23 protein-coding genes are annotated in these 26,190 nt (G+C 38.1%); 18 read left to right on the top strand and 5 right to left on the bottom strand.

The window, feature by feature from the left end; all coding sequences use genetic code 11:
• Window positions 1–35: 35 nt before the first annotated feature.
• The 4 genes from A3Q34_RS05955 to A3Q34_RS05940 all read left to right on the top strand — a co-directional run bounded on the left by A3Q34_RS05955 (window position 36) and on the right by A3Q34_RS05940 (window position 3,313).
• Window positions 36–950, top strand: a complete 915-nt coding sequence (locus A3Q34_RS05955; protein ID WP_070374528.1) for an ABC transporter ATP-binding protein — start codon at window positions 36–38, stop codon at window positions 948–950.
• A 5-nt stretch (window positions 951–955) separates the two neighbouring features.
• Window positions 956–1,960, top strand: coding sequence for an ABC transporter permease (locus A3Q34_RS05950; RefSeq protein ID WP_070374527.1), 1,005 nt, complete (start codon window positions 956–958; stop codon window positions 1,958–1,960).
• A gap of 229 nt (window positions 1,961–2,189) precedes the next feature.
• Complete coding sequence (locus tag A3Q34_RS05945) at window positions 2,190–2,930, top strand: transporter substrate-binding domain-containing protein (RefSeq protein ID WP_070374526.1); 741 nt, start codon at window positions 2,190–2,192, stop codon at window positions 2,928–2,930.
• A complete protein-coding gene (locus A3Q34_RS05940) occupies window positions 2,927–3,313 on the top strand; it encodes a YbaN family protein (protein WP_070374525.1) in 387 nt (128 codons plus the stop codon). The genes A3Q34_RS05945 and A3Q34_RS05940 overlap by 4 nt, the downstream gene beginning before the upstream one ends.
• A gap of 10 nt (window positions 3,314–3,323) precedes the next feature.
• Here the strand turns inward: A3Q34_RS05940 and A3Q34_RS05935 are convergent, their stop codons facing one another.
• Window positions 3,324–3,923, bottom strand: coding sequence for a DUF4202 domain-containing protein (locus tag A3Q34_RS05935; protein ID WP_070374524.1), 600 nt, complete (start codon window positions 3,921–3,923; stop codon window positions 3,324–3,326).
• Between the two features lie 291 nt (window positions 3,924–4,214).
• On the opposite strand from A3Q34_RS05935, the gene A3Q34_RS05930 reads away from it, so the two are divergent.
• The 4 genes from A3Q34_RS05930 (at window position 4,215) to A3Q34_RS05910 (ending at window position 12,118) form a co-directional block, all read left to right on the top strand.
• Window positions 4,215–5,852 carry a CTP synthase gene (locus A3Q34_RS05930; RefSeq protein WP_070374523.1) on the top strand — a complete coding sequence of 546 codons (1,638 nt, stop codon included), beginning with the start codon at window positions 4,215–4,217 and terminating at the stop codon, window positions 5,850–5,852.
• Window positions 5,853–6,010: 158 nt separating this feature from the next.
• On the top strand, window positions 6,011–7,309 hold the full coding sequence (gene eno / locus A3Q34_RS05925) for a phosphopyruvate hydratase (protein WP_070374522.1): 1,299 nt from the start codon (window positions 6,011–6,013) through the stop codon (window positions 7,307–7,309).
• Between the two features lie 610 nt (window positions 7,310–7,919).
• Window positions 7,920–9,044 (top strand): efflux RND transporter periplasmic adaptor subunit, encoded by a 1,125-nt coding sequence (locus A3Q34_RS05915; protein ID WP_070374520.1) that lies wholly within the window; start codon window positions 7,920–7,922, stop codon window positions 9,042–9,044.
• Complete coding sequence (locus A3Q34_RS05910) at window positions 9,044–12,118, top strand: efflux RND transporter permease subunit (protein WP_070374519.1); 3,075 nt, start codon at window positions 9,044–9,046, stop codon at window positions 12,116–12,118. The genes A3Q34_RS05915 and A3Q34_RS05910 overlap by 1 nt, the downstream gene beginning before the upstream one ends.
• 174 nt (window positions 12,119–12,292) lie before the next feature.
• On the opposite strand, the gene A3Q34_RS05905 is transcribed toward A3Q34_RS05910, so the two are convergent.
• Both A3Q34_RS05905 and A3Q34_RS05895 read right to left on the bottom strand, forming a co-directional pair.
• Entirely contained in the window at window positions 12,293–12,676 is a 384-nt protein-coding gene (locus tag A3Q34_RS05905; RefSeq protein WP_070374518.1) for a VOC family protein, read from the bottom strand.
• Window positions 12,677–13,203: 527 nt separating this feature from the next.
• A complete protein-coding gene (locus tag A3Q34_RS05895; protein ID WP_070374516.1) occupies window positions 13,204–14,070 on the bottom strand; it encodes a LysR family transcriptional regulator in 867 nt (288 codons plus the stop codon).
• Between the two features lie 150 nt (window positions 14,071–14,220).
• On the opposite strand from A3Q34_RS05895, the gene A3Q34_RS05890 reads away from it, so the two are divergent.
• From A3Q34_RS05890 to A3Q34_RS20030, 4 genes are all read left to right on the top strand, one after another.
• Complete coding sequence (locus A3Q34_RS05890) at window positions 14,221–14,547, top strand: DMT family transporter (RefSeq protein WP_070374515.1); 327 nt, start codon at window positions 14,221–14,223, stop codon at window positions 14,545–14,547.
• 132 nt (window positions 14,548–14,679) lie between these two features.
• Window positions 14,680–15,813, top strand: a complete 1,134-nt coding sequence (locus tag A3Q34_RS05885; RefSeq protein ID WP_070374514.1) for an S-(hydroxymethyl)glutathione dehydrogenase/class III alcohol dehydrogenase — start codon at window positions 14,680–14,682, stop codon at window positions 15,811–15,813.
• Between the two features lie 121 nt (window positions 15,814–15,934).
• The gene (gene fghA / locus A3Q34_RS05880; protein WP_070374513.1) at window positions 15,935–16,786 is read left to right on the top strand and encodes an S-formylglutathione hydrolase; all 852 of its coding nucleotides are present in this window, start codon (window positions 15,935–15,937) and stop codon (window positions 16,784–16,786) included.
• 54 nt (window positions 16,787–16,840) lie between these two features.
• Entirely contained in the window at window positions 16,841–17,071 is a 231-nt protein-coding gene (locus tag A3Q34_RS20030) for a YqhA family protein (protein ID WP_269447189.1), read from the top strand.
• 229 nt (window positions 17,072–17,300) lie between these two features.
• Here the strand turns inward: A3Q34_RS20030 and A3Q34_RS05875 are convergent, their stop codons facing one another.
• Together A3Q34_RS05875 and A3Q34_RS05870 are read right to left on the bottom strand one after the other, a co-directional pair.
• Window positions 17,301–18,680: a M28 family metallopeptidase gene (locus A3Q34_RS05875; RefSeq protein WP_070374512.1), complete on the bottom strand. Its 1,380-nt coding sequence runs from the start codon at window positions 18,678–18,680 to the stop codon at window positions 17,301–17,303.
• A 185-nt stretch (window positions 18,681–18,865) separates the two neighbouring features.
• The gene (locus tag A3Q34_RS05870; protein ID WP_070374511.1) at window positions 18,866–20,926 is read right to left on the bottom strand and encodes an alpha/beta hydrolase family protein; all 2,061 of its coding nucleotides are present in this window, start codon (window positions 20,924–20,926) and stop codon (window positions 18,866–18,868) included.
• Between the two features lie 353 nt (window positions 20,927–21,279).
• On the opposite strand from A3Q34_RS05870, the gene A3Q34_RS05865 reads away from it, so the two are divergent.
• The 6 genes from A3Q34_RS05865 (at window position 21,280) to A3Q34_RS05845 (ending at window position 25,918) form a co-directional block, all read left to right on the top strand.
• Window positions 21,280–21,510: a hypothetical protein gene (locus A3Q34_RS05865; protein WP_070374510.1), complete on the top strand. Its 231-nt coding sequence runs from the start codon at window positions 21,280–21,282 to the stop codon at window positions 21,508–21,510.
• Window positions 21,511–21,715: 205 nt separating this feature from the next.
• The gene (locus A3Q34_RS05860; protein ID WP_070374509.1) at window positions 21,716–21,907 is read left to right on the top strand and encodes a hypothetical protein; all 192 of its coding nucleotides are present in this window, start codon (window positions 21,716–21,718) and stop codon (window positions 21,905–21,907) included.
• A gap of 2 nt (window positions 21,908–21,909) precedes the next feature.
• Window positions 21,910–22,038: a hypothetical protein gene (locus A3Q34_RS21060; RefSeq protein ID WP_269447180.1), complete on the top strand. Its 129-nt coding sequence runs from the start codon at window positions 21,910–21,912 to the stop codon at window positions 22,036–22,038.
• A 107-nt stretch (window positions 22,039–22,145) separates the two neighbouring features.
• Window positions 22,146–23,399: a M20 family metallopeptidase gene (locus A3Q34_RS05855; RefSeq protein WP_442855283.1), complete on the top strand. Its 1,254-nt coding sequence runs from the start codon at window positions 22,146–22,148 to the stop codon at window positions 23,397–23,399.
• A 69-nt stretch (window positions 23,400–23,468) separates the two neighbouring features.
• Complete coding sequence (locus tag A3Q34_RS05850) at window positions 23,469–24,176, top strand: TetR/AcrR family transcriptional regulator (protein WP_231907437.1); 708 nt, start codon at window positions 23,469–23,471, stop codon at window positions 24,174–24,176.
• 824 nt (window positions 24,177–25,000) lie between these two features.
• Complete coding sequence (locus A3Q34_RS05845; protein WP_231907436.1) at window positions 25,001–25,918, top strand: GGDEF domain-containing protein; 918 nt, start codon at window positions 25,001–25,003, stop codon at window positions 25,916–25,918.
• The last annotated feature ends 272 nt before the right edge of the window (window positions 25,919–26,190 follow it).

Below are 26,190 nucleotides of genomic sequence, written 5' to 3'. Positions count from 1 at the left end.
ATAACGAGCAAGCATTAGGTATTATTAGGAAAGTTATGACACAGAGTCAGCAACGGGTTGGTCAAACAAAAAACGATGTTATTGAAGTTAATCATTTAGTTAAAAGTTATAAAGGTGTGCAAGCGGTTGATGATATTAGTTTCACCATTACTAAAGGGCATTGTTTTGGTTTGTTAGGGCCAAATGGTGCAGGAAAAACGACGACCATTGAAATAATGGAAGGGATAATTCCAGCGACCAGTGGTGAAGTGCTTTATTCAGGAAAAAGCATAGGTAAGGATATAAGTCAGCAAATTGGCATTCAATTTCAAAGTACTGCTTTGCAAGATTTTTTAACGGTACAAGAGACCTTAAATTTATTCACCGCATTTTATGACAACACTGTACCTCATCAGCAATTAATTGAGCTCTGTGGCTTAAAAGATTTTTTAGATAGAGATAATCGTTTGTTGTCGGGTGGACAACGCCAACGGTTATTATTAGCACTGGCGTTAATTAATGACCCCGATATTATTTTTCTTGATGAGCCCACTACGGGGCTTGATCCACAGGCGAGACGTAATTTTTGGCAGTTAATAAAAAATATTAAAGCTCAAAATAAGACGGTTATTTTAACCACTCATTACATGGACGAAGCGGAACAACTTTGTGATGAAGTGGTTATTATGGACAATGGTAAAATTATTGAAAGTGGTACACCTAATCGATTACTTGCTAAGCATTTTCAAGAGGTCTTTATTTATTTACCTCAAGAGCAAGTACCGCAGCCATTAATTGAAAAACATCATTGGACTATCGAACACGAGCGCGTCGAAATAACGACGCAACATGTGGAAGAAACTATTAGCTTGTTAATTGCTGAAAAAATTCCATTAGAAGGTTTACAAGTAAAGTCTCCTAATCTTGATGATCTTTTTCTAAAATTAACCGGCCATTCATTGAGAGAATAAAAGATATGAATTTCAAACGTTTTTTTGCGGTAGTCAAAGCCCGTAATATTGAATTTTTTCGCGATCGTTCATCATTAGGATGGAATTTGTTTTTCCCTATTCTTATGTTAGCGGGTTTATCTTTTGTTTTTTCTGGTGACGGAAAAGCCGTTTATAAAGTGGGGGTTATCGACAGTAAAACCGTTCAATCAAGTTTTATGGAAACACGTTACGTTGACTTTATCGACTATCAAGATAAGGCGTTAGCAACCGTAAAATTAGAACAGCATGCTATTGATTTTTTAGTCGACTTTAGCCAAAAAAGTTATTGGGTTAACCAAGGTTCGCCAAACAGTTACCTGGTTGAAAAAATCTTTTTAGGACAGCACAATAACTTTCAACGCCTAGAAACCTATGGTAAGAAAATTCGTTATGTCGATTGGGTGCTGCCTGGGATCCTTGGAATGAACATGATGTTCAGTTGCCTATTTGGTGTTGGCTACGTGATAGTACGTTATCGTAAAAATGCAGTATTAAAACGTTTAAAAGCGACACCGCTTTCAGCGTTTGAATTTGTATCAGCACAATTAGTGTCACGCATCTTTATTGTGATGTTTATGTCGAGTGTTGTTTATATTGGCTGTAATTTCTTTTTTGATTTTTACATGCTGGGCAGCTATTTTGATCTATTTATTATCGCAGTTTTAGGCGCTATTAGCTTAATATCTTTAGGTTTGCTGGTTGCGAGCAGAAGTAAGAGTGAAGAGCTTATTGGCGGTTTACTTAATTTGACCTCATGGCCAATGATGTTGTTATCAGGTGTTTGGTTTAGTTTAGAAGGTGCGCCCAATGCGGTAAAAGTTTTTGCTGACTTTTTACCTTTAACTCATTTAGTGGCTGGAGCGAGAAAAGTGATCACCGAAGGTGCAACCTTAGCTGATATCAGTTATCACCTGACCGCACTTTTGATTATGAGTACTATCTTTTTAGCGTTAGGCTCTTACTTATTTAGTTGGAATACCGAGCGATAATAGCGGTTGCTGTTTTATAGTGAGACCTATTAATCATTATACTAGGTCTCGTTGCGTGACAAAAACCATCGATAACACCCCCTCATCGTTAGGAGTGTTATCGATAATACCTCGCTGTTGAGCAAAGATAACCTTGTTATAAATCAATGAAATTTAAAGCGCTTAAAAATATTTTTTTATTAGATAAAATATATTATGCTTAATTTATAGCAATTAAGGATAGTTATTAGTGATTACCAATCGTGTGTTTATTAAGTTTATTTGCCTTTTGAGTGTGTTGTTTTACTGTAATACCAGTATTGCGACAGATATATTACGTGTCAGTATTCCTCAAATGCCAGTTCATGCGGTAAGTAAAGATGAAGGGGTTTTGGTCGATTTTGTTAAAGTGCTTGCCAAGAAACTAGACCAAAATATAGAAATCCAGATAGTGCCTTTTTCGCGTTCTATCTATTATGTTATTACTAATCAAGTTGATTTTCATTTACCCTTTATTAAGCCCCAAGCTGAGAATTCGCCTCAAGATAACTTTATTTACTCAGACGAAACTATTTTTCATGTCAACTTTGTACTTTATACCCATAAAGATAGGTTTGTTGATCTCACTAAACTGGTAAATTATAAAATTGAAACTGATGCTGCTCACCTGCCTTTTTTTAGTGAATTAAAGATGGGTTCTAGTTGTATCCTTTGTAGTTTAAAGAAAGTGCAGCACAAAATGACCGACGGTTATATTTTTGCTGATTCTTCCACCGATCCTCTTTTACGTGAAAATTTGCCGTTGTTAGCTGCTGTTAAACGTCAACTTTATAAAAAGTTTGAAGTTAAAATGGTTTTTCCTAAGACAGAGAAAGGACAAAGTCTGAATAAAGCACTCAGTGTAATTGTTAATGAAATGCGCTTGTCAGGAGAGCTACAGCAGTTATTATCCTCAGTTGACTTTGTCTATAATGATTGGCAAATAGAATGAACGAACTGCTAGCACAGCGGCTCTTAAAACTTACTGGTTTGTTCTTTGTAGGTCTTGCTCTACTGGGTGTGGTATTGCCGATTCTTCCTACCACACCTTTTCTGTTAGTTGCGGCGAGTTGTTTTGCTAAGTCTTCGCCACGTATGAATAAAATATTACTTAGACATAAAGTTTTTGGCCCCTTGATTTACCATTGGCAAACATCAGGCAGTATTCCTAAAAGGGCTAAAACAATCGCTTTAAGTACTATTATCTTAGCCACCATGGGTTCGTGCTATCAATTAGACAATAACCTACTGCGAGTGTTGGTCATCGTTTTAGTTGCAGGGCCCTTTATTTTTCTATGGCGTTTACCTCTTTCAGCAGAGGAACAACAAACTTAACTGTTAATTATTAATCAGCGAGTGCTTTACCCACTAAGGTCGCTAAATGGTTAGGGAGTGTTAATGAAAGTGCTATTTCGTGACCACGTGCTGACATTTTTCCCCAAGTTTTCTTTACTATCCTAATGATTTTAGCTTCGTTGTCTGCTTCAGTATATTTAGCGGCAAAAGCGTCAAAGTAATATTGTAAGAATACTAAGCAAGCGACATCCTCTAACGTTTGCGTGTTGGCATTTGTTTTGAGCTGTTCTTTTCTTAAAATACAAGCGGTCAATTCAGCCTCATGCTCAGAATAATCATTTTCTAACATTAATGACTTAGTGAGCTCAGCGTGGAACTTTCCTTGGGAAATTCGCCATTGATAATAGCCAGCTTTGCCTTCATCAAATTCGGTACGCTTTAAGTCCCAGCGTTTAATATGCTGTGCCCGCACAGCTATTTGTAATAATTCATTTGACTGAGGAAAGTACTGCTCAAGACAAGAAGTCATGTATTGACCATAAAGTAATTCATTGGCTTGAGGATGCCCATTAACAAGTGTTTGATTGGGATCTTCACTATTTATTTTATCGATTGCACAAAGTACGGCGGTTAAACGAGATGAAGTCATAAAGGGTATCCAATGCCTAGGGTGAATTAAAACAATATGTTAGCTTTTTATCGATAAAATAAACACAGTGATTAAATGTTTTTGTCAAAATAACAGAAATTGATCGGTTGATCATATTGTCGTGGTAGCTAGTTTTAAGTATAATGTTTTCCCGTCCTGCTAGGTTGGTGCGTTTTTCAAAATCATGACTAAACTTACCTCATTATTCGTTAATTAATTCGTATAATAAGCCAGCAAAACAACTTAAGTAAAACACACAAAATTCCTGCTCACTCTGACTTTTGGTATCACATGACAACTAGATATATTTTTGTAACCGGCGGCGTTGTATCGTCTCTTGGTAAAGGTATTGCCGCGGCTTCTCTTGCTGCAATTCTTGAAGCACGCGGCTTAAAAGTCACAATGTTAAAACTTGACCCTTATATTAATGTTGACCCGGGTACGATGAGTCCTATTCAACATGGTGAAGTGTTTGTTACCGAAGACGGCGCGGAAACTGATTTGGATTTAGGGCATTATGAACGATTTATTCGTACCAAAATGACCAAGCTTAATAACTTCACCACCGGCAGAATATATCAAGATATTCTTGCACGTGAGCGCAAAGGTGAGTTTTTAGGTGCCACTATTCAAGTTATTCCTCATATTACTAACGACATTAAGCGTCGCGTTATCGAGGGTGCTGAAGGTTATGACGTTGCTATGGTTGAGATTGGCGGCACGGTTGGTGATATTGAATCACAACCTTTCTTAGAAGCTATCCGCCAGTTAGGTACAGAATTAGGACGTGAGCGTGCGATGTATATGCACCTAACGTTAGTGCCTTATATTAAAACAGCCGGCGAAATTAAAACAAAACCAACTCAACATTCAGTGAAAGAGCTGCGTTCAATCGGTATCGTCCCTGATATTTTAGTGTGTCGAAGTGAACGCACTGTGCCTGCTAATGAGCGAGCAAAAATATCTTTGTTTACCAATGTTGCTGAAAAAGCGGTTTTATCAATGCGTGACGTTGATAGTATTTATAAGATTCCGGCGTTACTTAAAGCCCAAGGTATTGATGAATTAGTGGTTAAACGTTTTGGTCTTGATGTACCCGCAGCCGATTTAAGTGAATGGGAAAAAGTACTCTATCAAGAAGCTAACCCTTTTGGTGAAGTTACCATAGGCATGGTAGGTAAATATATTGAATTACCAGACGCGTATAAATCTGTTAACGAAGCATTAAAACATGCCGGCTTGAAAAACCAAGTAACGGTAAACATTAAATACATTGACTCACAAGATCTTGAGAGCAAAGGAACTGATGTTTTAGGAACCGTTGATGCGATATTAGTGCCAGGTGGTTTTGGTATTCGTGGCGTTGAAGGAAAAATTTTAGCGGCGAAATATGCCCGTGAAAACAAAGTGCCTTATTTAGGGATTTGTTTAGGTATGCAAGTGGCGCTTATTGATTATGCCCGCAATGTTGCAGGTCTTACTGACGCTCATAGCACCGAATTTAACCCTGAAACCCCACATCCAGTGGTTGGTTTAATTAATGAATGGTTAGATGAAGAAGGCCAAGTTGAATACCGTCATGAAAATTCAGACTTAGGCGGCACGATGCGTTTAGGTTCACAATTGTGCCACCTTGTGAAAGGTACCAAGGCATATGACGTATATGGCAGTGAAACAATTTATGAGAGACACCGTCATCGTTATGAGGTAAATAATAACTACCGTGAGCAAATTAGCAAAGCTGGTTTGGTGTTCTCGGGGTTATCTACGGATAAAACATTAGTTGAGATGATTGAAATACCGGATCATCCTTGGTTTATTGCTGGGCAGTTTCATCCTGAGTTTAATTCAACTCCACGTGATGGACACCCATTGTTTGAAAGCTTTATTGCTGCTTCATTTGAGCATCAAAAACAGCAATCAAGTTAAACCTGAAAATTAATAAAACCGTAGCATAGTGCTGCGGTTTTGCTTTCTGGCATAATTATTTATGGCAAAATGTTTTATCAGTAAAATGTAAACTAAAAACTATTACCAACTTAATAGCGGTTCATTCGCTGTAGTGCACTCAATTTAAAGGAATTATAATGTCGAATATCAGTAAAATTATCGCCCGTGAAATTATGGACTCTCGTGGTAACCCAACCGTTGAAGCTGACGTTTTTTTAGCATCGGGTGCTTGGGGTCGTGCTGCTGCACCCTCTGGCGCATCAACCGGTTCACGTGAAGCGTTAGAGTTACGTGATGGTGATAAGTCTCGTTATTTAGGTAAAGGCGTATTAAAAGCGGTTGCGGCGATAAACAATGACATTCAAGCGGTATTGATCGGACAAAGTGCTTTAGAACAAGCCACTATTGATCAAATCATGATCGACTTAGACGGTACTGAAAATAAAGAAAAATTTGGTGCCAATGCTATTTTAGCGGTTTCATTAGCAAATGCAAAAGCAGCCGCAATGGAAAAGAAAGTACAATTGTTTGAACATATCGCTGATTTAAACGGAACTCCGGGTCAATACTCATTACCTTTACCTATGATGAATATCATCAATGGCGGTGAACATGCAGACAATAATGTTGATATTCAAGAATTCATGATCCAACCGGTAAGTGCTAAAAGTTTCAGTGAAGCATTACGTATGGGCGCTGAGATATTTCATGCCTTGAAAAAAGTATTATCTGCAAAAGGTTTAAATACTGCAGTTGGTGATGAAGGTGGTTTTGCACCAGATTTAGCCTCGAATGCTGACGCTTTAGCCGTTATTAAGGAAGCCGTTTCTGCTGCCGGTTATGAATTAGGTAAAGACATTACGTTAGCGATGGATTGTGCTGCTTCAGAATTTTATGATAGCGAGAAAGGCATTTACGATCTGAAAGGCGAAGGTAAGCAATTTACAGCTAACGAATTCTCTGATTTCTTAGCAACGCTATGTGAAGAATACCCTATCGTTTCTATTGAAGACGGCTTGGATGAGTCTGATTGGGATGGTTTTGCTTACCAAACAAAATTATTGGGCGATAAAATACAAATTGTTGGCGATGATTTATTTGTAACGAATACTAAAATCTTAGCTCGTGGTATTGAACAAGGTATTGGCAACTCAATTTTAATTAAGTTTAACCAGATTGGTACCTTAACTGAAACATTAGCGGCGATTAAAATGGCGAAAGATGCTGGCTTTACTGCCGTTATTTCTCATCGTTCAGGCGAAACTGAAGATGCAACGATTGCTGATTTAGCGGTAGGTACAGCGGCAGGCCAAATTAAAACCGGTTCACTTTGTCGTTCAGACCGTGTTTCTAAGTACAACCAATTATTACGTATTGAAGAGTACCTTGGTGATAAAGCTATATTTAATGGCCTGTCAGAAGTTAAAGGCCAATAACGATTAAACTATGTTTATTTCTTCCTACCACGTTGTTAGAAGTACTCATTGACTATCGTCAACTCCGTGCGTCTGCCTAGTGGTAGTTTGAACTAACTCATATTTTAATTCGTTATTTGAGTTATAAATATAGTTATAAAAACCACTCCATTTGAGTGGTTTTTTATTTTTAGGGATAACTGATTTAGACAGGAGACTAGTTTAGTGAACTACCCCGCGACTTTCGCTTCGCTCGGATCACGGGGTTTTCTCGACAGGTTCGATAAAACATCAATTGTCATGATTGATGTTTTTTTGTATCTATTGATGCTTAACAATATGAAATATAGACACTTAATAATTGCAGTGGTAGCAGACTGTCGAGATAGTAATAAGTTAGGGGCAGGGTAGTGTCTTTTGAAAGCTTTTTACAGACACTTCTACTATATCTTTTAGGATTTTAGCCGGCCTAACTCGATGCAATTTGATTACGTTAAGTGGTTAATATTCTGGGCTAAGTTACTGGCTAGTTAAATGCTATTAATTAGGCTTTAGGTTATAATCTTTGTGCGAACATGCTCGCTAAACTTACTGCTTAACCTCATTATTAATATGCTTTCAGAGAACTTTTATGTCAAATAAGCCTGTATCTACAGCACCAACAAGTACTTCTACTTTTACCAACCGACTACCTTTATTGATTTTAGTTGCTATTTTAGTCGTCTTAATTGTTTATTTGCAGTGGCCTGAAGCTAAGCAGGAAGAAAGTAAATTTGAACGTGTTGTTGCGGTAAAAATGCTGCCAGTGGTACTTACTGAATTTATTGAGAGTGTTGAAGCTGTCGGTACAGCGCGCGCTAATGAACAAGTGATTATTACCAGTAAATATTCAGATCTTGTTGATGCGATTAATTTTGACGATGGTCAAAAAGTAAAAAAAGGTGCTGTGTTAGTTAAGCTGAATAATCAAGAAGAGCTGGCTAAAGTTAACGAGTTAACCGCCAACTTGTCAGAATCACAGGCACATTTAACGCGTTTAACTAAGCTGCTTTCTAGCAACACAACCTCTAAATCTCTAGTCGAGCAGCAAGAAGCAAAAACTAAAGCGATTGAAGCACAACTTGTGAGTGCAAACAGTAAAGTAAATGATTTAATTATTCGTGCACCATTTGCTGGCGTTCTTGGTTTTCGTGAAGTGAGTAAAGGAGCTTATCTTGATGCGGGTGATATTATTACCAGCTTAGATGACCTGAGCAGTGTTAAGGTAGATTTTCATTTACCTGAGCGTTTACTCACTCATATTCATGTGGGTCAACAAGTGACTGCTTTTAATAGCGCCTATCAAGGTAAAGAGTTTATTGGTGAAATTACAGCGATTGATAGCCGTATTGATGCAAGCACGCGCAGTATTAAAGTTCGCGCTACTATCAATAATAAAGCGTTAAAACTGCGACCTGGTATGTTGCTTAATATTAGCGTGTTATTACAAGTAGAAAATATTTTGCAATTACCTGAAAGCAGTATTATTCCAATAGAGAATATTCACTACGTTTTTGTTGTTAGAGAAGACAAAGCTGTACGTAAAGCGATAAAGATTGGTCGACGTCACCCCGGAGTGGTAGAAGTTATATCAGGCTTAGTTGCCGGTGAAGAAGTTGTTGTAGAAGGAGCACTGAAACTTCGTGATGGCTCTGCTGTAAGTATTAGTGGTCAAAAAGCTGAAACAGATATTCCTGAAAATGGGAGCAAGATCTAGTGATATTGTCTGACTTATCGGTTAAAAGACCGGTTTTTGCTACCGTTATAAATTTGCTTATCATTACTTTTGGTATTGTTGCTTTTTTAATGCTGCCATTACGAGAGTACCCTGATATTGACCCTCCTATTGTTAATATCAGTACTAATTACCCCGGCGCGTCAGCGGCGATTGTCGAGACTAAAATAACCCAATTACTTGAAGACAGAATCAGTGGCGTTGAAGGCGTTAAAACTATTAACTCAAACAGTCGTGTTGGTCGTTCTAGTATAACCATTGAATTTAATTTAGATCGAGATATTGATGCGGCGACTAATGATGTACGCGATCGTATTTCTCGAGCACTAAATAACTTACCAGAGCAAGCCGATCCTCCAGAAGTATCTAAAGCCAATGATGATGAAAACGTTATTGTTTGGTTTGTTTTACAAAGTGAAACCATGAGCACACTAGCGCTAACTGATTATGCTAATCGATATATTGTAGACCGTTTTGCTGTGGTTGATGGTGTTGCTCGCATACGGGTTGGTGGTGGACGTACTTATGTAATGAAAATACGGCTAAACCGTGCGTCAATGGCAGCGCGTAATATTACAGTACAGGATATTGAACGTACTTTACGTGATGAGAATGTTGAATTACCAGCGGGACGCATTGAGTCAGTTGATCGAGATTTCTCTATTCGTGTAGAGCGCAGTTATTTATCAGAACAAGATTTTGCCAATATGGTTATTGATCGTTCTGAAAGTAATTCACTGGTACGTTTAGGTGATGTTGCTGAAGTCTTTATTGGCGCGCAAGATGATGAAAACATGTTTCGTGGTAATGGCAAAAATATGGTTGGCTTGGGTGTTATTAAGCAATCTAAGGGGAATACCTTAGATGTTGTTAAGTCAGCAAGAAAAGAGATGATCGCTATTCGTAATACGCTACCTGTTGGTACCACTATTACTAATAGTTACGATAGCTCTGTTTTCATTCAAGGCTCGATTGATGAAGTCTATAACACGTTAATTATCGCCATGTTGATGGTGGTATTGGTTATCTTTTTATTTTTAGGTAATGTCCGAGCTACTCTTATACCCGCAATTACAGTACCCGTCGCTTTAATTGGTTCAATGATGGCGCTGTCATGGTTTGGTTTTTCTATTAACTTATTAACCTTACTCGCCTTAGTACTCGCAATTGGCTTGGTCGTTGATGATGCCATTGTTGTACTGGAAAATATTTATCGTCGTATCGAAAATGGTCAAACACCATTGATGGCAGCATATGAGGGGGGTCGTGAAGTTGCTTTTGCTGTTGTTGCAACTACGTTGGTGTTAGTAGCCGTATTTGTACCTCTTGTCTTTTTATCGGGTAATATGGGCCGATTATTTACCGAATTTGCTATCGCTATATCCGCCGCAGTAATATTTTCAAGCCTGACTGCTTTATCGCTTACACCAATGATGTGTTCAAAAATGTTAAAACACAGAGAGCGGAGCTCTTCCTTTGGTCAAAAGCTAGATCGTGCTTTTGCTCGTTTTGAAGCATCTTATGGTCGCGCCCTTAAAAGTAGTATTCATCAACCCATGCTTATCGTACTCGTGTTGGGCTTAGCACTAGCCGCAGTGTTTTTGCTGTTTAATAAATTACCTTCTGAATACACACCGAAAGAAGACCGTGGCAATTTCTTTTTAATGATGCAAAGCGCTGAAGGCGCAAGTTATGAAAGCAACGTTAAAAATATGCATGAAATTGAAGAAAAGCTTCTAGCTTATCAAGCTCAAGGTGAGTTAGACCGAGTGTTAGTGCGTGTACCTGGTTTTGGTGGGAGCGGTGGTGTTGCTATTGTTGGCTTACCTGAATGGGATAAACGTAGTATTGATACATTCAGTTTTATTAATAAAATAAACGCAGATATGCAAAGTGTGACTGATGTACGAGCCTTTGCCATCATGCGCCGTGGCATTGGTGGCGGTGGCGGTGGTGATAACCCTGTGTCTTTTGTTTTACAGGGGAACACCTTTAAAGAGCTAGCACAGTGGCGTGATATTTTGATCACAGAAGCGCAAAAAAATCCTAAATTGTCGAATATCAACAGTGATTATCAAGAAACATATCCTCAGTTATTAGTTCAAATAGATCGTGAACGTGCCTATGATTTAGGTGTGACAGTGGGTGATATCGCCCAAACCCTAGAGACCATGCTAGGTCAACGTCGTGTTACAACGTTTGTTGATCGAGGTGAAGAGTATGATGTAATTGTTGAAGGTGATGAAAAGCAATTTCAAAGCCCGGCAGACATTGAAAATTTATATATTCGCTCTCGTACTACCGACAAATTAATACCATTAGCGAGTGTTTTAAATATTGGTGAAAATGCAACCTCGTCTCAACTCAATCGTTATAACCGCTTGCGTAGTATTACTGTTACTGCAAATTTGGCTGATGGTTATGCTTTAGGTGACGCACTAGATTTCCTTGTCGATGTGACTAAAAATAAACTGCCAGAACATGTGCAAGTGGATTATAAAGGCGAGTCGCTATTGCTAAAAGAATCAGGTAATTCCATCATGTTTGTTTTTTTGTTGGCCCTATTAATTACTTATTTGGTGTTAGCTGCCCAGTTTGAAAGCTTTATTCATCCTTTTGTTATTTTACTTACCGTACCGTTAGCACTGGTTGGTGCACTTGCTGGGCTCGAGTTAATGGGCATGAGTTTAAATATCTACAGCCAAATTGGTATTATCATGCTAATAGGCTTAGCAGCTAAAAATGGTATTTTAATTGTAGAATTTGCCAACCAGTTACGTGACAAAGGGATTGCTTTTGAAGAAGCATTAATTAGTGCTTCACAGCAAAGATTACGCCCTATTGTTATGACAACATTTACAACGGTAACCAGTGCTATTCCTTTAGTGTTTGCGGTCGGTCCTGGAGCTGAAAGTAGAATGGTGATTGGCGTGGTGATTTTTGCGGGTGTATCACTAGCGAGTATATTTACCTTATTTATTGTGCCAGGCGCATATTATTGGTTATGTCGTAATACAGGCTCTCCGCAGGCGATTGCTAATAAAATTGAACAGTAAAGCTAATGGCCTAGTGGTTTAAATGTTTAAATGAAAAAAGCCTAGCAGACGTGAGTCGCTTATTACTAGTCTCTTAGTGAACTACTCCGGCCATAAATGGCCGAGCTTCAAAATCAAGCGGCTTTCGCTACTTGATTAATCTTTTTTGACGTTTCACTAATAGAGTGCGTTAATCTAAGCTTCTTTAAAGCAGTAGACTGCTAGCTTGTTGCCATCAGGGTCGCGAGTATACGCCGCGTATGCATTTGGTGCCCAATCTCGTGTACCAGGAGCGCCTTCATCAGGGCTACCAGCAGCTATTGCGGCGGCATGGAATGCGTCAATCGCTGCGCGGTTCGGCGCTTCAAAACTGACAGTAACACCATTACCAACACTAGCTGATTGACCATTGGCTGGTTTTAAAACGAAGAATGATGGTGCATCTACGCCCCAAATAGTGCCATTTTCATCTAAATCAGCGATGCGCTTAAGGCCAATTGTCTTTAAAACGTTATCGTAGAAAGTGCGTGATTGAGTTAAGTCGTTAGTACCAACAGTTACATGAGTAAATATGCTCATTTATATTCTCCATAGAGTAAAGTTAATTATTTGCTTATCGATGTGTAGCTAAATTGCTACGGCTCGTTTCGATGGAGGTATAATATACCTTTCCAAATAAATGATAATACCTAAATATGTAAATTACCTTTACCTGATGGTAACAATGACACTTGATTAGAAAACAAATAAAGAAGGGGGAGTTTGTATGCAGTGGCGGATATGCACGACATACATTGATGTGCTATATAGGATCTGGGTATATACCCAAACCACTTGAAGATGCAGTTTCAGAGCTAAGCTAGGAAATCAGATCAAGGCGCGATACGAAGAGAATGGTTATTCCATTATCAAGTAGTGCAACGCTGGGCTGGTTTTCTAGCTTAACTCCCTACGGGCAAGCCGATAAAGGGTCATCTCCTACGTTATTGATTTCGAAAATGGAACAACCATTCTCTTCAATTAATGCCTTGGTGCTAACCCTTTCTCGACTTGCTGAATCCTGCATATTCAAGTGGCTTGGGTATACAGTTCAGAAAAGAATGAGTTTAAAGTAGTTGCTCAGCTAAATAGTCAACAAGTAATCTAATTTTAGGTGATAAATGGCGGTTTTGAGGATAAACCGCCCATATACCTTCGTCAGGCGCACGATAACTGTCTAACAAGGTAACCAGTTCGCCACGTTGAATATGATGTTGAACATAGTAATCTGGTAACTGCACTATCCCTAAACCTTTGAGTGCTGCATCGGTTAAGCTATAACCATTGTTGTATCGTAACCTCCCCGTTACTCGGATACTTTTTTCTCTGCCTGACTCTCTAAAATGCCAGTGATCATTTGTCCCCAATAAACAACTGTGCTTATTAAGCTCTGATATAGAATGTGGTATCCCCTGTTTTTCTAGATAGCTTGGCGAGGCACAAACATAGTTTGTTCGCTTACCTAATTTTTTTGCCATCATTGTCGAATCGCTTAATTTACCCAGACGAATAGCTAAGTCATACCCTTCATCAACGATGTCAATTTGACGATTGCTTAAATAAGCAGACACTTCTACATCGTTATATTGTTTCATGAAATTATTCACAAGGGGCAATACCTGTTTCTCACCATAGGTTACTGGGGCTGTTAACTTAATTTTCCCTTGAGGTTTAGATTGCAAGTTTGTAATAGCACGTTCTGCTGCATCTAATCCATCGAGTACGCTACGACAGTGCTGATAAAAAACACGTCCCTCTTCGGTTAAGGATACTTTGCGTGTTGTGCGATAAAATAATTTGATATTAAGGCGCTTTTCTAGCGCACTGATCTGGCGACTCACTTGCGCTGTTGATATCGCCATTTTTTTTGAAGCGAGCGTAAAGCTCTCATTTTCCGCAACATAAACAAATTCGCTAATACCATCCCATTGCATGATTGTTACCCCTGTGTACAAGTGATTTACTAAAACAGTATATTATCATTTTTTATAAGATAGTTATAATAGCTTCCATCAACAAAGCGCAACCTATTAAAAAAATAAAGTTTTGAGCTAGGTTATGACTATATTTATAAGGGTGAATACATGAGCTGGTTATTTCTTTTATTAGGCGTTATCGCTGAAACATTATCTCACGTTGCGTTAAAAGAAACAGAGGGATTTACCCGCCCGATACCAAGTGCTTTGGTGTTAATAGGGCACCTTGCGGCTTTTATGTTTTTGTCGCAAGCAATGAAAGGGATGCCGGTTGGTATTGTTCATGCTTTATGGGCTGGATTAGCGATTGTAAGTGTAACGTTATTATCAACTATCGTTTATCGCCAACACTTAGATTTAACGACCTGGGCAGGTATGGCACTTGTTGCCACAGGGGTTGTATTAATTAATTTATCTCAAGGGCATGCACACTAAGTGACATGCTAGAGTAAAAACATTCAATAATAGGCTTAATGCTAATTATTACAAAAACTGAAAGTGAGTAACTCAAAGGTTATTTACATGATTATTATTTAAACCAATATTTAAACAAAAGTGAGAATTCAAATGACTGACAAATTTATCAAATCAAGAGCCGCGATCGCTTGGGGCCCAAACCAACCGTTATCTATTGAAGAAGTTGATGTAATGCTACCGCGCAAAGGTGAAGTATTAGTTAAAGTTATTGCTTCTGGCGTATGTCACACCGATGCATTTACTTTATCTGGAGATGATCCTGAAGGTATTTTCCCGGTGATCTTAGGTCACGAAGGTGGTGGTATTGTTGAACAAATAGGTGAAGGCGTAACGAGTGTAAAAGTTGGCGACCATGTTATTCCTTTATACACACCAGAGTGTGGCGAATGTAAATTCTGTTTATCAGGTAAAACTAACCTTTGTCAGAAAATTCGTGAAACACAAGGTAAAGGTTTGATGCCTGATGGCACAACGCGTTTTTATAAAGATGGTCAGCCAATCTTTCATTACATGGGTTGTTCAACCTTCTCTGAATACACAGTGTTACCAGAAATTTCGTTAGCGAAAGTTAATAAAGCTGCGCCATTAGAAGAAGTATGTTTACTAGGTTGTGGTGTTACAACCGGTATGGGCGCGGTAATGAATACAGCCAAAGTTGAAGAAGGTGCTACGGTAGCTGTCTTTGGTCTTGGCGGTATTGGTTTATCGGCTGTTATTGGCGCTACTATGGCGAAAGCGAGCCGTATTATTGCTATCGATATCAACGAAAGTAAGTTTGAGTTAGCGAAAAAATTAGGCGCTACCGATTTCATTAATCCAAAAGATTACGACAAACCTATTCAAGACGTGATTGTTGAACTAACCGATGGCGGCGTTGACTACTCGTTTGAGTGTATTGGTAACGTAGACTTAATGCGTTCAGCGTTAGAATGTTGTCATAAAGGCTGGGGCGAATCAGTGGTTATTGGTGTTGCCGGTGCAGGTAAAGAAATCTCAACCCGTCCGTTCCAACTAGTGACTGGTCGTGTATGGAGAGGCTCTGCGTTTGGTGGTGTTAAAGGCCGTACTGAGTTACCTGATTACGTTGAACGTTACTTAGCCGGAGAATTCAAATTAAGTGACTTCATTACCCATACCATGGGGCTGGAAGACATAAATGAATCATTTGAATTAATGCATAAAGGCGAGAGTATTCGTACTGTCATTCATTTTGATAAGAAATAATTAGCCATTTCGATAAATAATCACTAGCGATTTTGATAGGTAATACTAATCCGTCTTAATAGCTAGTCAGTTACTCCTTACATAGAATAAATGATAAGGAGTAACGTCTTGAGGTTTTACCATGACAACTGCCCCTTTAATAGAAAACGTAAGTGTAAACAAAAGCTTTGGTGGCTGGCACAAACAATATAGCCATCATTCCAAAGTATTAAACTGCGACATGCGATTTGCTATTTACTTGCCGCCACAAGTATCCAACGGAGAAAAAGTGCCAGTGTTGTATTGGCTTTCGGGCCTGACTTGCACCGATGAAAACTTTATGCAAAAGGCAGGAGCACTGCGCATGGCTGCCGAATTAGGTATTGCCATTGTTGCGCCTGATACTAGCCCTCGTGGTGACGACGTAGCGAATGACGAAGGTTATGATTTAGGTCAAGGCGCTGGCTTTTATGTAAACGCAACTCAAGCACCTTGGAATCGTCATTACCACATGTACGATTATGTCGTTAATGAGTTGCCTCAGATAATCGAAGCGGCGTTTCCTGTGTCAGATAAACGCGCCATTAGCGGCCATTCTATGGGCGGGCATGGCGCACTGACTATTGCTATGCTAAACCCGGAACGTTATCGCTCAATGTCGGCGTTTAGCCCCATTTGCAATCCAATGAATGCACCTTGGGGGAAAAAGGCTTTTGCCGCTTACCTCGGTAAAGACAAAGCAACTTGGCACAATTATGATGCCAGTAATTTAATGCGTCGAGCGACCACGTTTATTCCGGCTAAAGTTGATCAAGGTGGAGCTGATGATTTTTTGAAAGAACAGTTAAAGCCAGAAGCACTAGAAGCGGCAGCAAACGTCAATAATTATCCATTAGAGCTGTCAATTCACGAAGGTTATGACCACAGCTATTACTTTATTTCGAGCTTTATTGAAGAGCACTTGCGCTTCCATGCAAAGCACTTAAATAACTAGTCATCCTAATCTTAGATAAAAATGCCGTGTCATGGATGATATCGCAGCAGTTTTATTTGTGATAAGAAAGTTACGAATAAAACCTCTGTTCTAAAATGGATAAGCACACCAAATATTGGTCGTTTAAAGAATATTCTGGGTGAAGTCATTGTTATTATCTTGTTTGTTAAGTTTTTTGAAATCATTTTGATTAACTTAAATAGCCTCACATGGGAGATATTAATATTGCCTGTTTCTATTTTATTACTTGCTTTGAGTTTAAAGTTTTTAGGATTAGGTCGTTAAGAGATAAAAATTGAAAATAACAGTGATTAAATAACACTCAGTGAACCTTGTCGGTGAAATAATACCCTAAGAGAATGTATAAGGTGTTTGGTACGTTCGAATAGCCAGTAGCCAATTGAAAAATGGTGAGCGATATTATTCACCACTTTTCAAAATAGCCGACACTATTGAGTTTAACTTATAGGTTAACGTATTTTCTTTCGCTGAATATATAGTAACTATGGGTGTTCTAGTTACCAAATGAACCCGCATCACCAGGAAAAACAACAGGGCTTTCAAAGCCATCTTTACTGACACTAACCACGCCAAAAAAGTAATTATCTATAACAATATTTTCCAAAGTGTATTCTGTTACATTACCAACAAAACGGCTGTTTTGCCATTGTGAAGCATCCGTTAATCGCCAGTAAATCTTATAGCCTGCAATAATATTTTTTTCATTTTTATTTGCCTTTGCCCAAGCAAGTTTAGTACTGGGTTGCACTGCTCCGCTTATTTCAACGTTAACGGGTGGATTAGGAGCCCATGCCATGCCAGCTAAAGAAACTGCATTGAGTGCCGTAAGTTTTGCCGCATAGTTAAAGTTGATACCGTCGATAGTATCGCCATAGTTGACACCATTTTCTGTTCTAAGGTCTTGATGTTGTCGGTTGTAGTTCTCATTCGTTTCCATAATTCGAACCGCAGGATAACCAAGGTCGTTAAACGGACGGTGGTGTCCACCACGTCCAAATCTATCTAAACGGTAAACCATCATAGTGTCTAAATTAGGAATATACCTATCTGCCATCCAGTCAATATAACGAGCTAAGTTACGAGTAGGTGAATCGACCTCTCCCCCTGTAAAACGTCTTTTAGTTGCCTGCTTTTGTGTTTCTTTTTGGCGAGTGCCTTCAGCAAATATTCTTGCGGTTGTATTATTAATAACGCCATTAATCCCTTCAATATTGCCGATCATATCATTATTTAGCACCGCTTTAATTCGCCAACCATCTTTTTGCGCTTGCTTAGCCATAATTTTACCGCCAAAGAGCCCTTGCTCTTCACCAGCTAAGGCAGCAAACACAATTGAGCCATTGAATTCATGCTTAGATAGTACTCTTGCCGCTTCCAAAACGCCTGCAACACCTGAAGCATTATCATTGGCGCCCGGAGAGTCTGAGGTAGCATTCATAGGATCACTAACACGAGAATCAATATCGCCTGACATAATGACATAGCGATTATCATCCGTTTTACCTTTCAATATCGCGATGACACTCACCACTTCGGTAGGCTCTGGTATACGTTTTTCACCCGATATCACATCACGTTGAAAATACACCTCAAGACACTCTCCGCAAGCCTTCGAAATAGCTTCAAATTCAGATTTAATCCAACGTCTTGCAGCGCCGATACCGCGTGATTCAGATTGAGTTTCTGATAAAGTATGTCTGGTGCCAAAGCCGACGAGTTTCCTAATGTCTTTTTCGATATTATCAGCTGATACCTGCTCAGCTATTTGATGTAGCTTTACTTGATCCGTGTATTTAACTTCAGCTAACGCCGAAGTAATCGTTAATGCTGAGACGATTAAGCTACACGCCGCTATAGGGTATAAATTCCGCATATTTTAAACTCGCTTATTACAAAGGAAAAAATGTATATTTTCACCTGACAACTGATTGAAAAATATCATCATTGATTAAAGGAAATCACTATCTCAATAACCAATGGCGACACAACTATGATGATTAAAGAACTAAGAGATTACTATTTTGCATTTAGTTCATCACCTCTACTTTATATTAGTAATCAATAACCTCCCTTTGATTTCGGAGTCGTTTTATATTGCTCAAACCACCATAATATATGAGCAACTTTAGACATTAAATTGCTAGGGCGTTTATAAATACCATGATAAGCGTCTGGTATTCTTACCATGGCTGTATCAACATCACGTAATTTAAGCGCTTGATAAAACTGTTCAGTTTCAGCAATGGGTGTTCGTTGATCTGCTTCCCCTGTTAGTAGCATGGTAGGTGTACTGACATTACCAACATAACTAATAGGTGATAACTTCATATAGTGCTCGCTGTCTTCCCATGGCATTTTGTTAAACCAATTTTTAATAACAAAAGGATAAATATCAGTGGTCAGTACGAAGCTAATCCAATTGATTACAGGTTTAGCGACCACAGCAGCTTTAAATCTGTCAGTATGGCCAATAATCCACGCCGTTAAAACACCACCACCAGAACCACCTGTTACAAATAATGCCTCATCATCAATAGCTTCTTGCTTAATAACATTATCAACAACAGACATTAAATCATCATAATCTTGGCTTGGATAATTATTATGAATGGTTTGAGAGAATTCTTTACCGTAGCTATCACTTCCTCTTGGGTTAGCATAAACTACGACATAGCCTTTCGCTGCCATAAGTTGAATTTCTGCAGAAAAATGAGGTCCATAATTTGTGACTGGACCACCATGAATTTCTAGGATCAAAGGAAATTTTTTACCCGCTTTTTTAGCCGTATCATACCCTGGAGGGTAAGCAATCCAAGCTTGAATATTGCGTTTATCAAATGAAGATTTGGTATTAATTTCTTTTATACTAGCTAGAGTTTTATAACCTAATGCATCTTCATTAAGTGTAGTTAGTAGGGTTGTTTTACCCTTTTTCGTTATTGCTATATCCGCAGGGCGTTGAGGATTCGAAAAAGTAAAAGCAACAGTTCCATCTTCTGAAACAACAAATTCACCGCCATTATATGGTCTACCGTAAGAGAGCCCGCCTAACTGTCTCGCAACAATTTTTCGTTTGCCACTCAACGATTGAGAAGCAACATAAGTTTCTCCTTTATCTTGATAACTCATTAAAACGGATTTGCTGTTCTTAGCCCATTGAATGTTATTAATTGAACGGTCTAAATTTTCAGTAATAGAATGTTTATTTGAACCATCAATATTCATGATATAAAGTTCAGTGTTTTCGTAATTTTTATAGTGCTGATCAGAGCCTAAATACGCAATCAACTTACCATTAGGCGAGATAATAGGGCTTGAATCAGGTCCATTACGATCTGTTAATACGTTAACTTCTTGCGTTTCAATATCCACAGAGTAAATATTACTATCTGTCCATTCTAGATCTTTATCTAAACGTTTGTTGGTTGAGTAATATAATTTGCTTCCATCTTTACTCCAACTAACTTTTTCATTATGATTGAACTCACCCTCTGTAAGTTGACGTGCATTTCCCCCATCAGTTGACATAACAAAAATATGGCTATTACCTGCTTTATTATAACCTGCACCATCAAAGCGATAATACATGTCATCAATATACACAGCTGGCTTAGCCCATTTTGCTCCTTTAGGCATACCTGGCAGTGATACAACACTCTTTGTTTCACTATCAACAAACATTGAGAAAGCTAAATGTTTTCCATCAGGCGACCAACTTAGATTTGAAGGTGCGTTAGTGAAGTGACTCAATTGTCCAGCGTTACCTGTTTGCAACCACTTCATATGTATTTGAGATTTACCACTCGCCGTAGAAATATAAGCTAGTTTTGTATTATCAGGAGAAAGCTTTGGCGAATAATCAACATGAAGACCATTAGTTACCGGAGTTAAGTTTTTTTTCTTGTCAACTTTCCAAATGTTGCCAAGTTTTTTATCACTATGAATATCCATATAGTTACGAACAAAATAGACTTCATCACCGCCAGCATTTATAGCAAGTCCAGAAGCATACTCCAGTGTAAAAACATCTTCTAGTTGTAATACAGGCTCGACTTTAGCAAAGGTCATTGTTGAAAATAGCGGCGCAATTATTACTGCTACCCAAATGTTTTCCTTCATTATTATTCCTTAAATGGGTAGCTTTAACCCTATTATTCATGATTGAACTCTAAGCTAAATTAACATAATTTATTTAAATTACAAAATTATGTGAATTTAGATTTACATTTGTCAGCACCGTCGAGAAAACTCGGTACTTTAGTGCCGAGTAGTTCACTATTAAATAACCAATGACGGGTGCATCTATCAAAATGTGAATCTTAATTTATCGAACATTTTGATAATTACTCGTTAGTATAAAAAGCGATTAGTGAATTTATAATGAGCAGTCCAGAATGAAAAAAAATATCTTCACAAGGAATTTATCAGCAGCTCAAGCCATATGCTTGTTAGCCACTTTTACTTAGTTACAGTTGTATGCAAATGACAGTGACTTATGTTCTATCACCTACAGAGAAGCAGCTGAACTTGGTCTTGATAATTTAGAACATGGCTTTTTTGCCTCAACAGATGTTGTTAAAGGAAAAGTTAAAGATGAATGCCCAAGTTATAAAGTATCACACCAATCGCTAGTAGATCTTGATATAGACTCTAAAGAAGTTAACGACCTTATTGAATTTTTGATAAAAAAGATGTTGCGTTAACCTCAATATTAACTGTATTTGAAATCTATACTAAAGGCCGCCCAAAAGCTTAGCCTAAAGCACTTGATGCCCTTATTCCACAAGTACGCTATCAATACGAAGCAATTTTGGAAAAAATAGCCAACCAAGAACATGCTACTTGGTCTATTATCTTTAAAAAGATGATGAAGCTTGAAAGATATTTATTGAAGCTGACGGAAAATTAATGGTAGGAACGGATCCAATAGTTTTTAGTGGTGTTATTGCTGGTTTTTCTAATCAACGGGTTGTTGAATTGCTTGTAGAAGCAGGTTTTAGCGTGGAAGAATCCATTGAAATATCTACGCTTAATACCGCTAAATATTTACATCGTGAAAATCTAATTGGCTCTATGAAACAGGAAAACGTGCTGATTTAGTATTGGTTGATGGTGACTTATCAAAAGATCCATCGGCTATTCGTGATAGGTCAGTCGTTTTTAAAGGCGGCATAGGCTATAACATAGAAAAAATACCGGCAACGACTAAGTCTGTTGTTGGCTCACATTAATCCAAAAACGGTTAATATCACTTAAAATAAATCATAATACTAATAATAAATTAAAAGGAATAAACATGAAAAAATCAGTAATATCTTGTTGTGTTGCTTTAGGATTAATGTCTTCATTTGGTGCTAAGGCTGCGACTGGCCCGAAAGAACTACTTAAAAATGTTGAACATAAAGTTATTGAATGGCGCCGTGATTTTCACCAAAATCCTGAGCTAGGAAACCGTGAATTTCGCACCGCTGGAATAGTTGCAGAGCATTTGAGAAGCCTTGGCATGGAAGTGGAAACCAATATTGCCTATACCGGTGTTGTTGGGATTTTGAAAGGTTCAAAGCCAGGCCCTACGGTAATGCTTCGTGCCGATATGGATGCTTTACCGGTAACAGAAAAGGTCGATTTACCTTTTAAGTCAACTAAAACAACTAACTACCGCGGTGTCGATGTCGGTATTATGCACGCCTGTGGCCATGACACCCATGTTGCCATGTTGATGGGAACAGCTTCAGTACTAGCTGGCATGAAAGATCAACTCAATGGTAATGTCATGTTTGTATTCCAACCCGCAGAAGAAGGTGCACCTAAAGGTGAAGAAGGTGGCGCTGAACTGATGTTAAAGCAAGGAATGTTTAAACGTTATAAACCTGATGCTGCTTTTGGTTTACATATAACATCTAGCCTGCCTTCTGGAACTATAGGTTATCGAAGTGGCCCATTTATGGCTAGTGCAGATAGGTTTGAAATTAATGTCCATGGTGAACAAACACATGGTTCTACACCTTGGAACGGCGTCGATCCCATTGCAGCGGCGGCTCAAATTGTTAATGGTGTGAACCTCATTGTTAGTCGTCATATTGATATTACCAAAGAACCTGCTGTCGTTTCTTTTGGTAAAATTTCGGGTGGTGTGCGTAATAATATTATTCCTGAAAATGTCGAAATGATAGGTACTATTCGTAACTTTGACATGGATAATAGGCAACAAATTTTTGAAAAAATTAAAACAACGGCAACGCATATTGCTGCCTCGTCAGGAGCAAAGGCCGATGTTAATATTTTCAAAGGTTACCCTGTTACGATAAACAACCCAGAATTAACCACACAAATGTTACCGAGTTTGGAAAAAGCAGCCGGAAAGCAAAATGTAATGATTATACCTAAGATCACCGGTGCAGAAGATTTTTCATTTTACGCCCTTGAGGTACCAGGTTTATTCGTTTTTTTAGGGGGAACTCCAAGTGATAAAGACGAAAAAACAGCACCAAGTAACCATTCCCCTTATTTTTTTGCTGACGAGTCCTCATTTAAAACGGGCACTGCTACATTGACTCAACTGACCCTTGACTATATGGCCCAAGCTAAATAGTATTTGCCAGTAAAGTGTATGGCAATATAAAAATATTATTTGGGATTATTACCCCTAGTAGTTACCCAAATGAATTTTGGTATTGCTGTTTTCCTTAAAAAATCGCATCATTCAACTAGTTTCACCTTAAATGGATATATAGCGATAACGATGCCAACAAAAAATGTTTTCTTGCCAAAACAGCAAAGAAGCCAAGATACACAACGCAAACTATTAAACGCTTTACATTTTTGTCTCCAAGACAAGTTTTTCGAGCACATCACTATTAAAGAATTATCCACGCGTGCTGGCGTATCCGTAGGCACCTTTTACCGACGATTTAAAGACAAAGAATCATTATTGCCACTACTCTATCAAGACTTTGGTAACGATCTCTCTCAATGGGTCACTAACCTCGAACTTATCGAATTTGCAAATTTAAAGGAAGCTGTAGAAAAGGTATCCGTTGAAACTTATCAATTTCTTTCGACACGCAAAAGTGTATTTCGAACACTCCACTTAAATTCAAGGCTCCATTCAGAATTACTTGATTCAGATAAATCAGTGGACCGCAAAGTAATTTACCAACGTTTGGTTGAAATTTTATTAAGATTTAGACAAGAAATTACAGCAAAAGATCAATCAAAAGTTGCTGAAGTGGCTATTTTTATGATTATTAGCGGTCTTTTAGACAAGGTTCTTTATCCAACTCTAACCCCCGCAATTGCCTGTGAGATTGATGATGCCGAATTTTCTATTGAACTACCAAAAATAATATTGCCTTATTTAACTATATAAAAACAAGTTGTATTAAAGCGCATATACGATTGAATTTACAAAGAACTTCGCTCTTTTAGGGCTCAGCATTGTTTGGGCTGCGACGAGTATCGGTGTTTCCCATATTGTTCAAGCAACGCGAGCGGGCGCTGATTTTGGCTTCGCGTTATTGGGCTTTATTATTTTTGCTCACGTTGTTAAGTATCCTTTTTTCTTATTTGGTCCAAATATGCTGGTCTAACAGGTAAAACCCACCTGTTAATTCTTGTAGCTTCACGTGAACTACTCGGGACTAAAGTACCAGTACCGATTTTTCTCGACGGTGCTGATAAAAAATTTACTCTGAGAGTTTTTACACAGCCTTTAGCATTAGTGAGCCTTAGCTAATTACTTTACCCCCATCTTGATGTTCTGCTTCCATAGTATTCTTGGTGGCATAAATGAACATCCGTACTGCTTCTTCATTTGGAATGCCAAACCTCAACAGGGGCTTTGATTTTGGCTGCTTTTTAAGCTAAAGGGATTGAATATTAGCTTCGTATTTTGCTGATTGTTAACTCATGTCACAAGAAGAAGTTAACAATAGTTGAATGTAAAGAAAGAGAATTTAAAAAGGTAGCTTAACGAACTTAACTAGGTGTCTGAATTTAGTTGATCAGGTCAGGCCTTGGTTAATTTAGGACAATTTAACAATAATTGCTTGTAATTCATTTTCTAATTGAAGTAAGTTAAATTACTATGAATAAATGTTAATAAGGACGATTCACATCAACACAGCATCAACACTAATCCATTCACTTGGAAACTTAACCAAAGATATATATAAAGTCGATACAGTCGGCTCAATGATTTCATTATTACAAACTGAAATGGAATTATTATTTGGTTTCAGTTTAACGTGGTTGTATGCATTTGAAGGTAATTGTAAAAAGACTTCTAAACTCATTTCTGTAGTTGGGAAAGGCCAGAAAGAAGTTGAATCTAAATATCCGTATATAGATATTACTAACGATAAAATGATGGAAAAAATCTTTAATAGTGATTTTCCTGTATATGTTGAAGATGCTCGAAGTGATCCGACTACAGATAAAAAAATCGTTAATGCATTGGACTATCGAACACTTATAAACTGCCAGTTATTCTTGCATGGAGAAAGTCTTGGTTTAATAGGGACTGGATCCTTTGCGACTGAAGGTGTCAGGCCAATGTCTCTTGATGAAATAGCTTATTTTTCAGCCTTATCGAAAATTGTATCAATTACGTTAGATCGTATTAGTTATCGTGAAAAATCGTTGCTTGACCCTCTCACAAAAATAGACAATAAGCGTGGACTTGAAGTTAATGCTGAAACTTTATTGGCACTTGCACGGCGTAATAATCAAAGCGTTGCAATTGTTTTTATTGATCTAGACAACTTTAAACCTATCAACGACCAGTTTGGACATGACGTGGGAGACAATACGTTAATCTCTTTTTCTCTATGTCTGAAAAACATATTGAGGCGTTCAGATCTTGTCGCAAGAGTAGGTGGAGATGAGTTTGTTTTATTACTATCTAACGTTAATGATGAATACTGTATTCATAAATTAATTGATCAGATTGATGCAGAATGGACGCTTCTAAAAGCCAATAAAAGTAACTTAGATATAACCTTTTCTGCCGGCTATTCTGTTTTTCCTGAAGATGGCACTCATTTGGATGAGCTAATTAATTTAGCTGATAAAAAAATGTATCAGATAAAATCGATTTCAAAAAACACTTGATCCAAGTTATCAATGAAGAGAAATTACTATGCCACCCATGATAATTCTACACAGAAATTACTATGCCACCCATGATAATTCTACACAGTGATAATACTCTGAAACACGCTATCCATTGGCCAACAACAAAAATTACTATGCCACCCATGATAATGCTACACAAAAGTTACTATGCCACCCATGATAATTCTACACAATAATAATACTCTGAAACACGCTATCCATTGGTCAACAACAAAAATTACTATGCCACCCATGATAATGCTACACAA

Source organism: Colwellia sp. PAMC 20917, assembly GCF_001767295.1.
GTDB lineage: Bacteria > Pseudomonadota > Gammaproteobacteria > Enterobacterales > Alteromonadaceae > Colwellia_A.
The sequence above is the reverse complement of the archived record's forward strand: the minus strand, read 5'-3'. Positions and strand labels throughout refer to the sequence as shown.

What these genes read in the sequence shown, in the direction of transcription:
- A3Q34_RS05955 (WP_070374528.1), top strand. Translation starts at nt 36, where the DNA reads ATGACACAGAGTCAGCAACGGGTTGGTCAAACAAAAAACGATGTTATT.
- A3Q34_RS05950 (WP_070374527.1), top strand. Translation starts at nt 956, where the DNA reads ATGAATTTCAAACGTTTTTTTGCGGTAGTCAAAGCCCGTAATATTGAA.
- A3Q34_RS05940 (WP_070374525.1), top strand. Translation starts at nt 2,927, where the DNA reads ATGAACGAACTGCTAGCACAGCGGCTCTTAAAACTTACTGGTTTGTTC.
- A3Q34_RS05935 (WP_070374524.1), bottom strand. Translation starts at nt 3,923, where the DNA reads ATGACTTCATCTCGTTTAACCGCCGTACTTTGTGCAATCGATAAAATA.
- A3Q34_RS05930 (WP_070374523.1), top strand. Translation starts at nt 4,215, where the DNA reads ATGACAACTAGATATATTTTTGTAACCGGCGGCGTTGTATCGTCTCTT.
- eno (WP_070374522.1), top strand. Translation starts at nt 6,011, where the DNA reads ATGTCGAATATCAGTAAAATTATCGCCCGTGAAATTATGGACTCTCGT.
- A3Q34_RS05915 (WP_070374520.1), top strand. Translation starts at nt 7,920, where the DNA reads ATGTCAAATAAGCCTGTATCTACAGCACCAACAAGTACTTCTACTTTT.
- A3Q34_RS05905 (WP_070374518.1), bottom strand. Translation starts at nt 12,676, where the DNA reads ATGAGCATATTTACTCATGTAACTGTTGGTACTAACGACTTAACTCAA.
- A3Q34_RS05895 (WP_070374516.1), bottom strand. Translation starts at nt 14,070, where the DNA reads ATGCAATGGGATGGTATTAGCGAATTTGTTTATGTTGCGGAAAATGAG.
- A3Q34_RS05890 (WP_070374515.1), top strand. Translation starts at nt 14,221, where the DNA reads ATGAGCTGGTTATTTCTTTTATTAGGCGTTATCGCTGAAACATTATCT.
- A3Q34_RS05885 (WP_070374514.1), top strand. Translation starts at nt 14,680, where the DNA reads ATGACTGACAAATTTATCAAATCAAGAGCCGCGATCGCTTGGGGCCCA.
- fghA (WP_070374513.1), top strand. Translation starts at nt 15,935, where the DNA reads ATGACAACTGCCCCTTTAATAGAAAACGTAAGTGTAAACAAAAGCTTT.
- A3Q34_RS05875 (WP_070374512.1), bottom strand. Translation starts at nt 18,680, where the DNA reads ATGCGGAATTTATACCCTATAGCGGCGTGTAGCTTAATCGTCTCAGCA.
- A3Q34_RS05870 (WP_070374511.1), bottom strand. Translation starts at nt 20,926, where the DNA reads ATGAAGGAAAACATTTGGGTAGCAGTAATAATTGCGCCGCTATTTTCA.
- A3Q34_RS05860 (WP_070374509.1), top strand. Translation starts at nt 21,716, where the DNA reads ATGGTAGGAACGGATCCAATAGTTTTTAGTGGTGTTATTGCTGGTTTT.
- A3Q34_RS05855 (WP_442855283.1), top strand. Translation starts at nt 22,146, where the DNA reads ATGTCTTCATTTGGTGCTAAGGCTGCGACTGGCCCGAAAGAACTACTT.
- A3Q34_RS05850 (WP_231907437.1), top strand. Translation starts at nt 23,469, where the DNA reads ATGAATTTTGGTATTGCTGTTTTCCTTAAAAAATCGCATCATTCAACT.
- A3Q34_RS05845 (WP_231907436.1), top strand. Translation starts at nt 25,001, where the DNA reads ATGATTTCATTATTACAAACTGAAATGGAATTATTATTTGGTTTCAGT.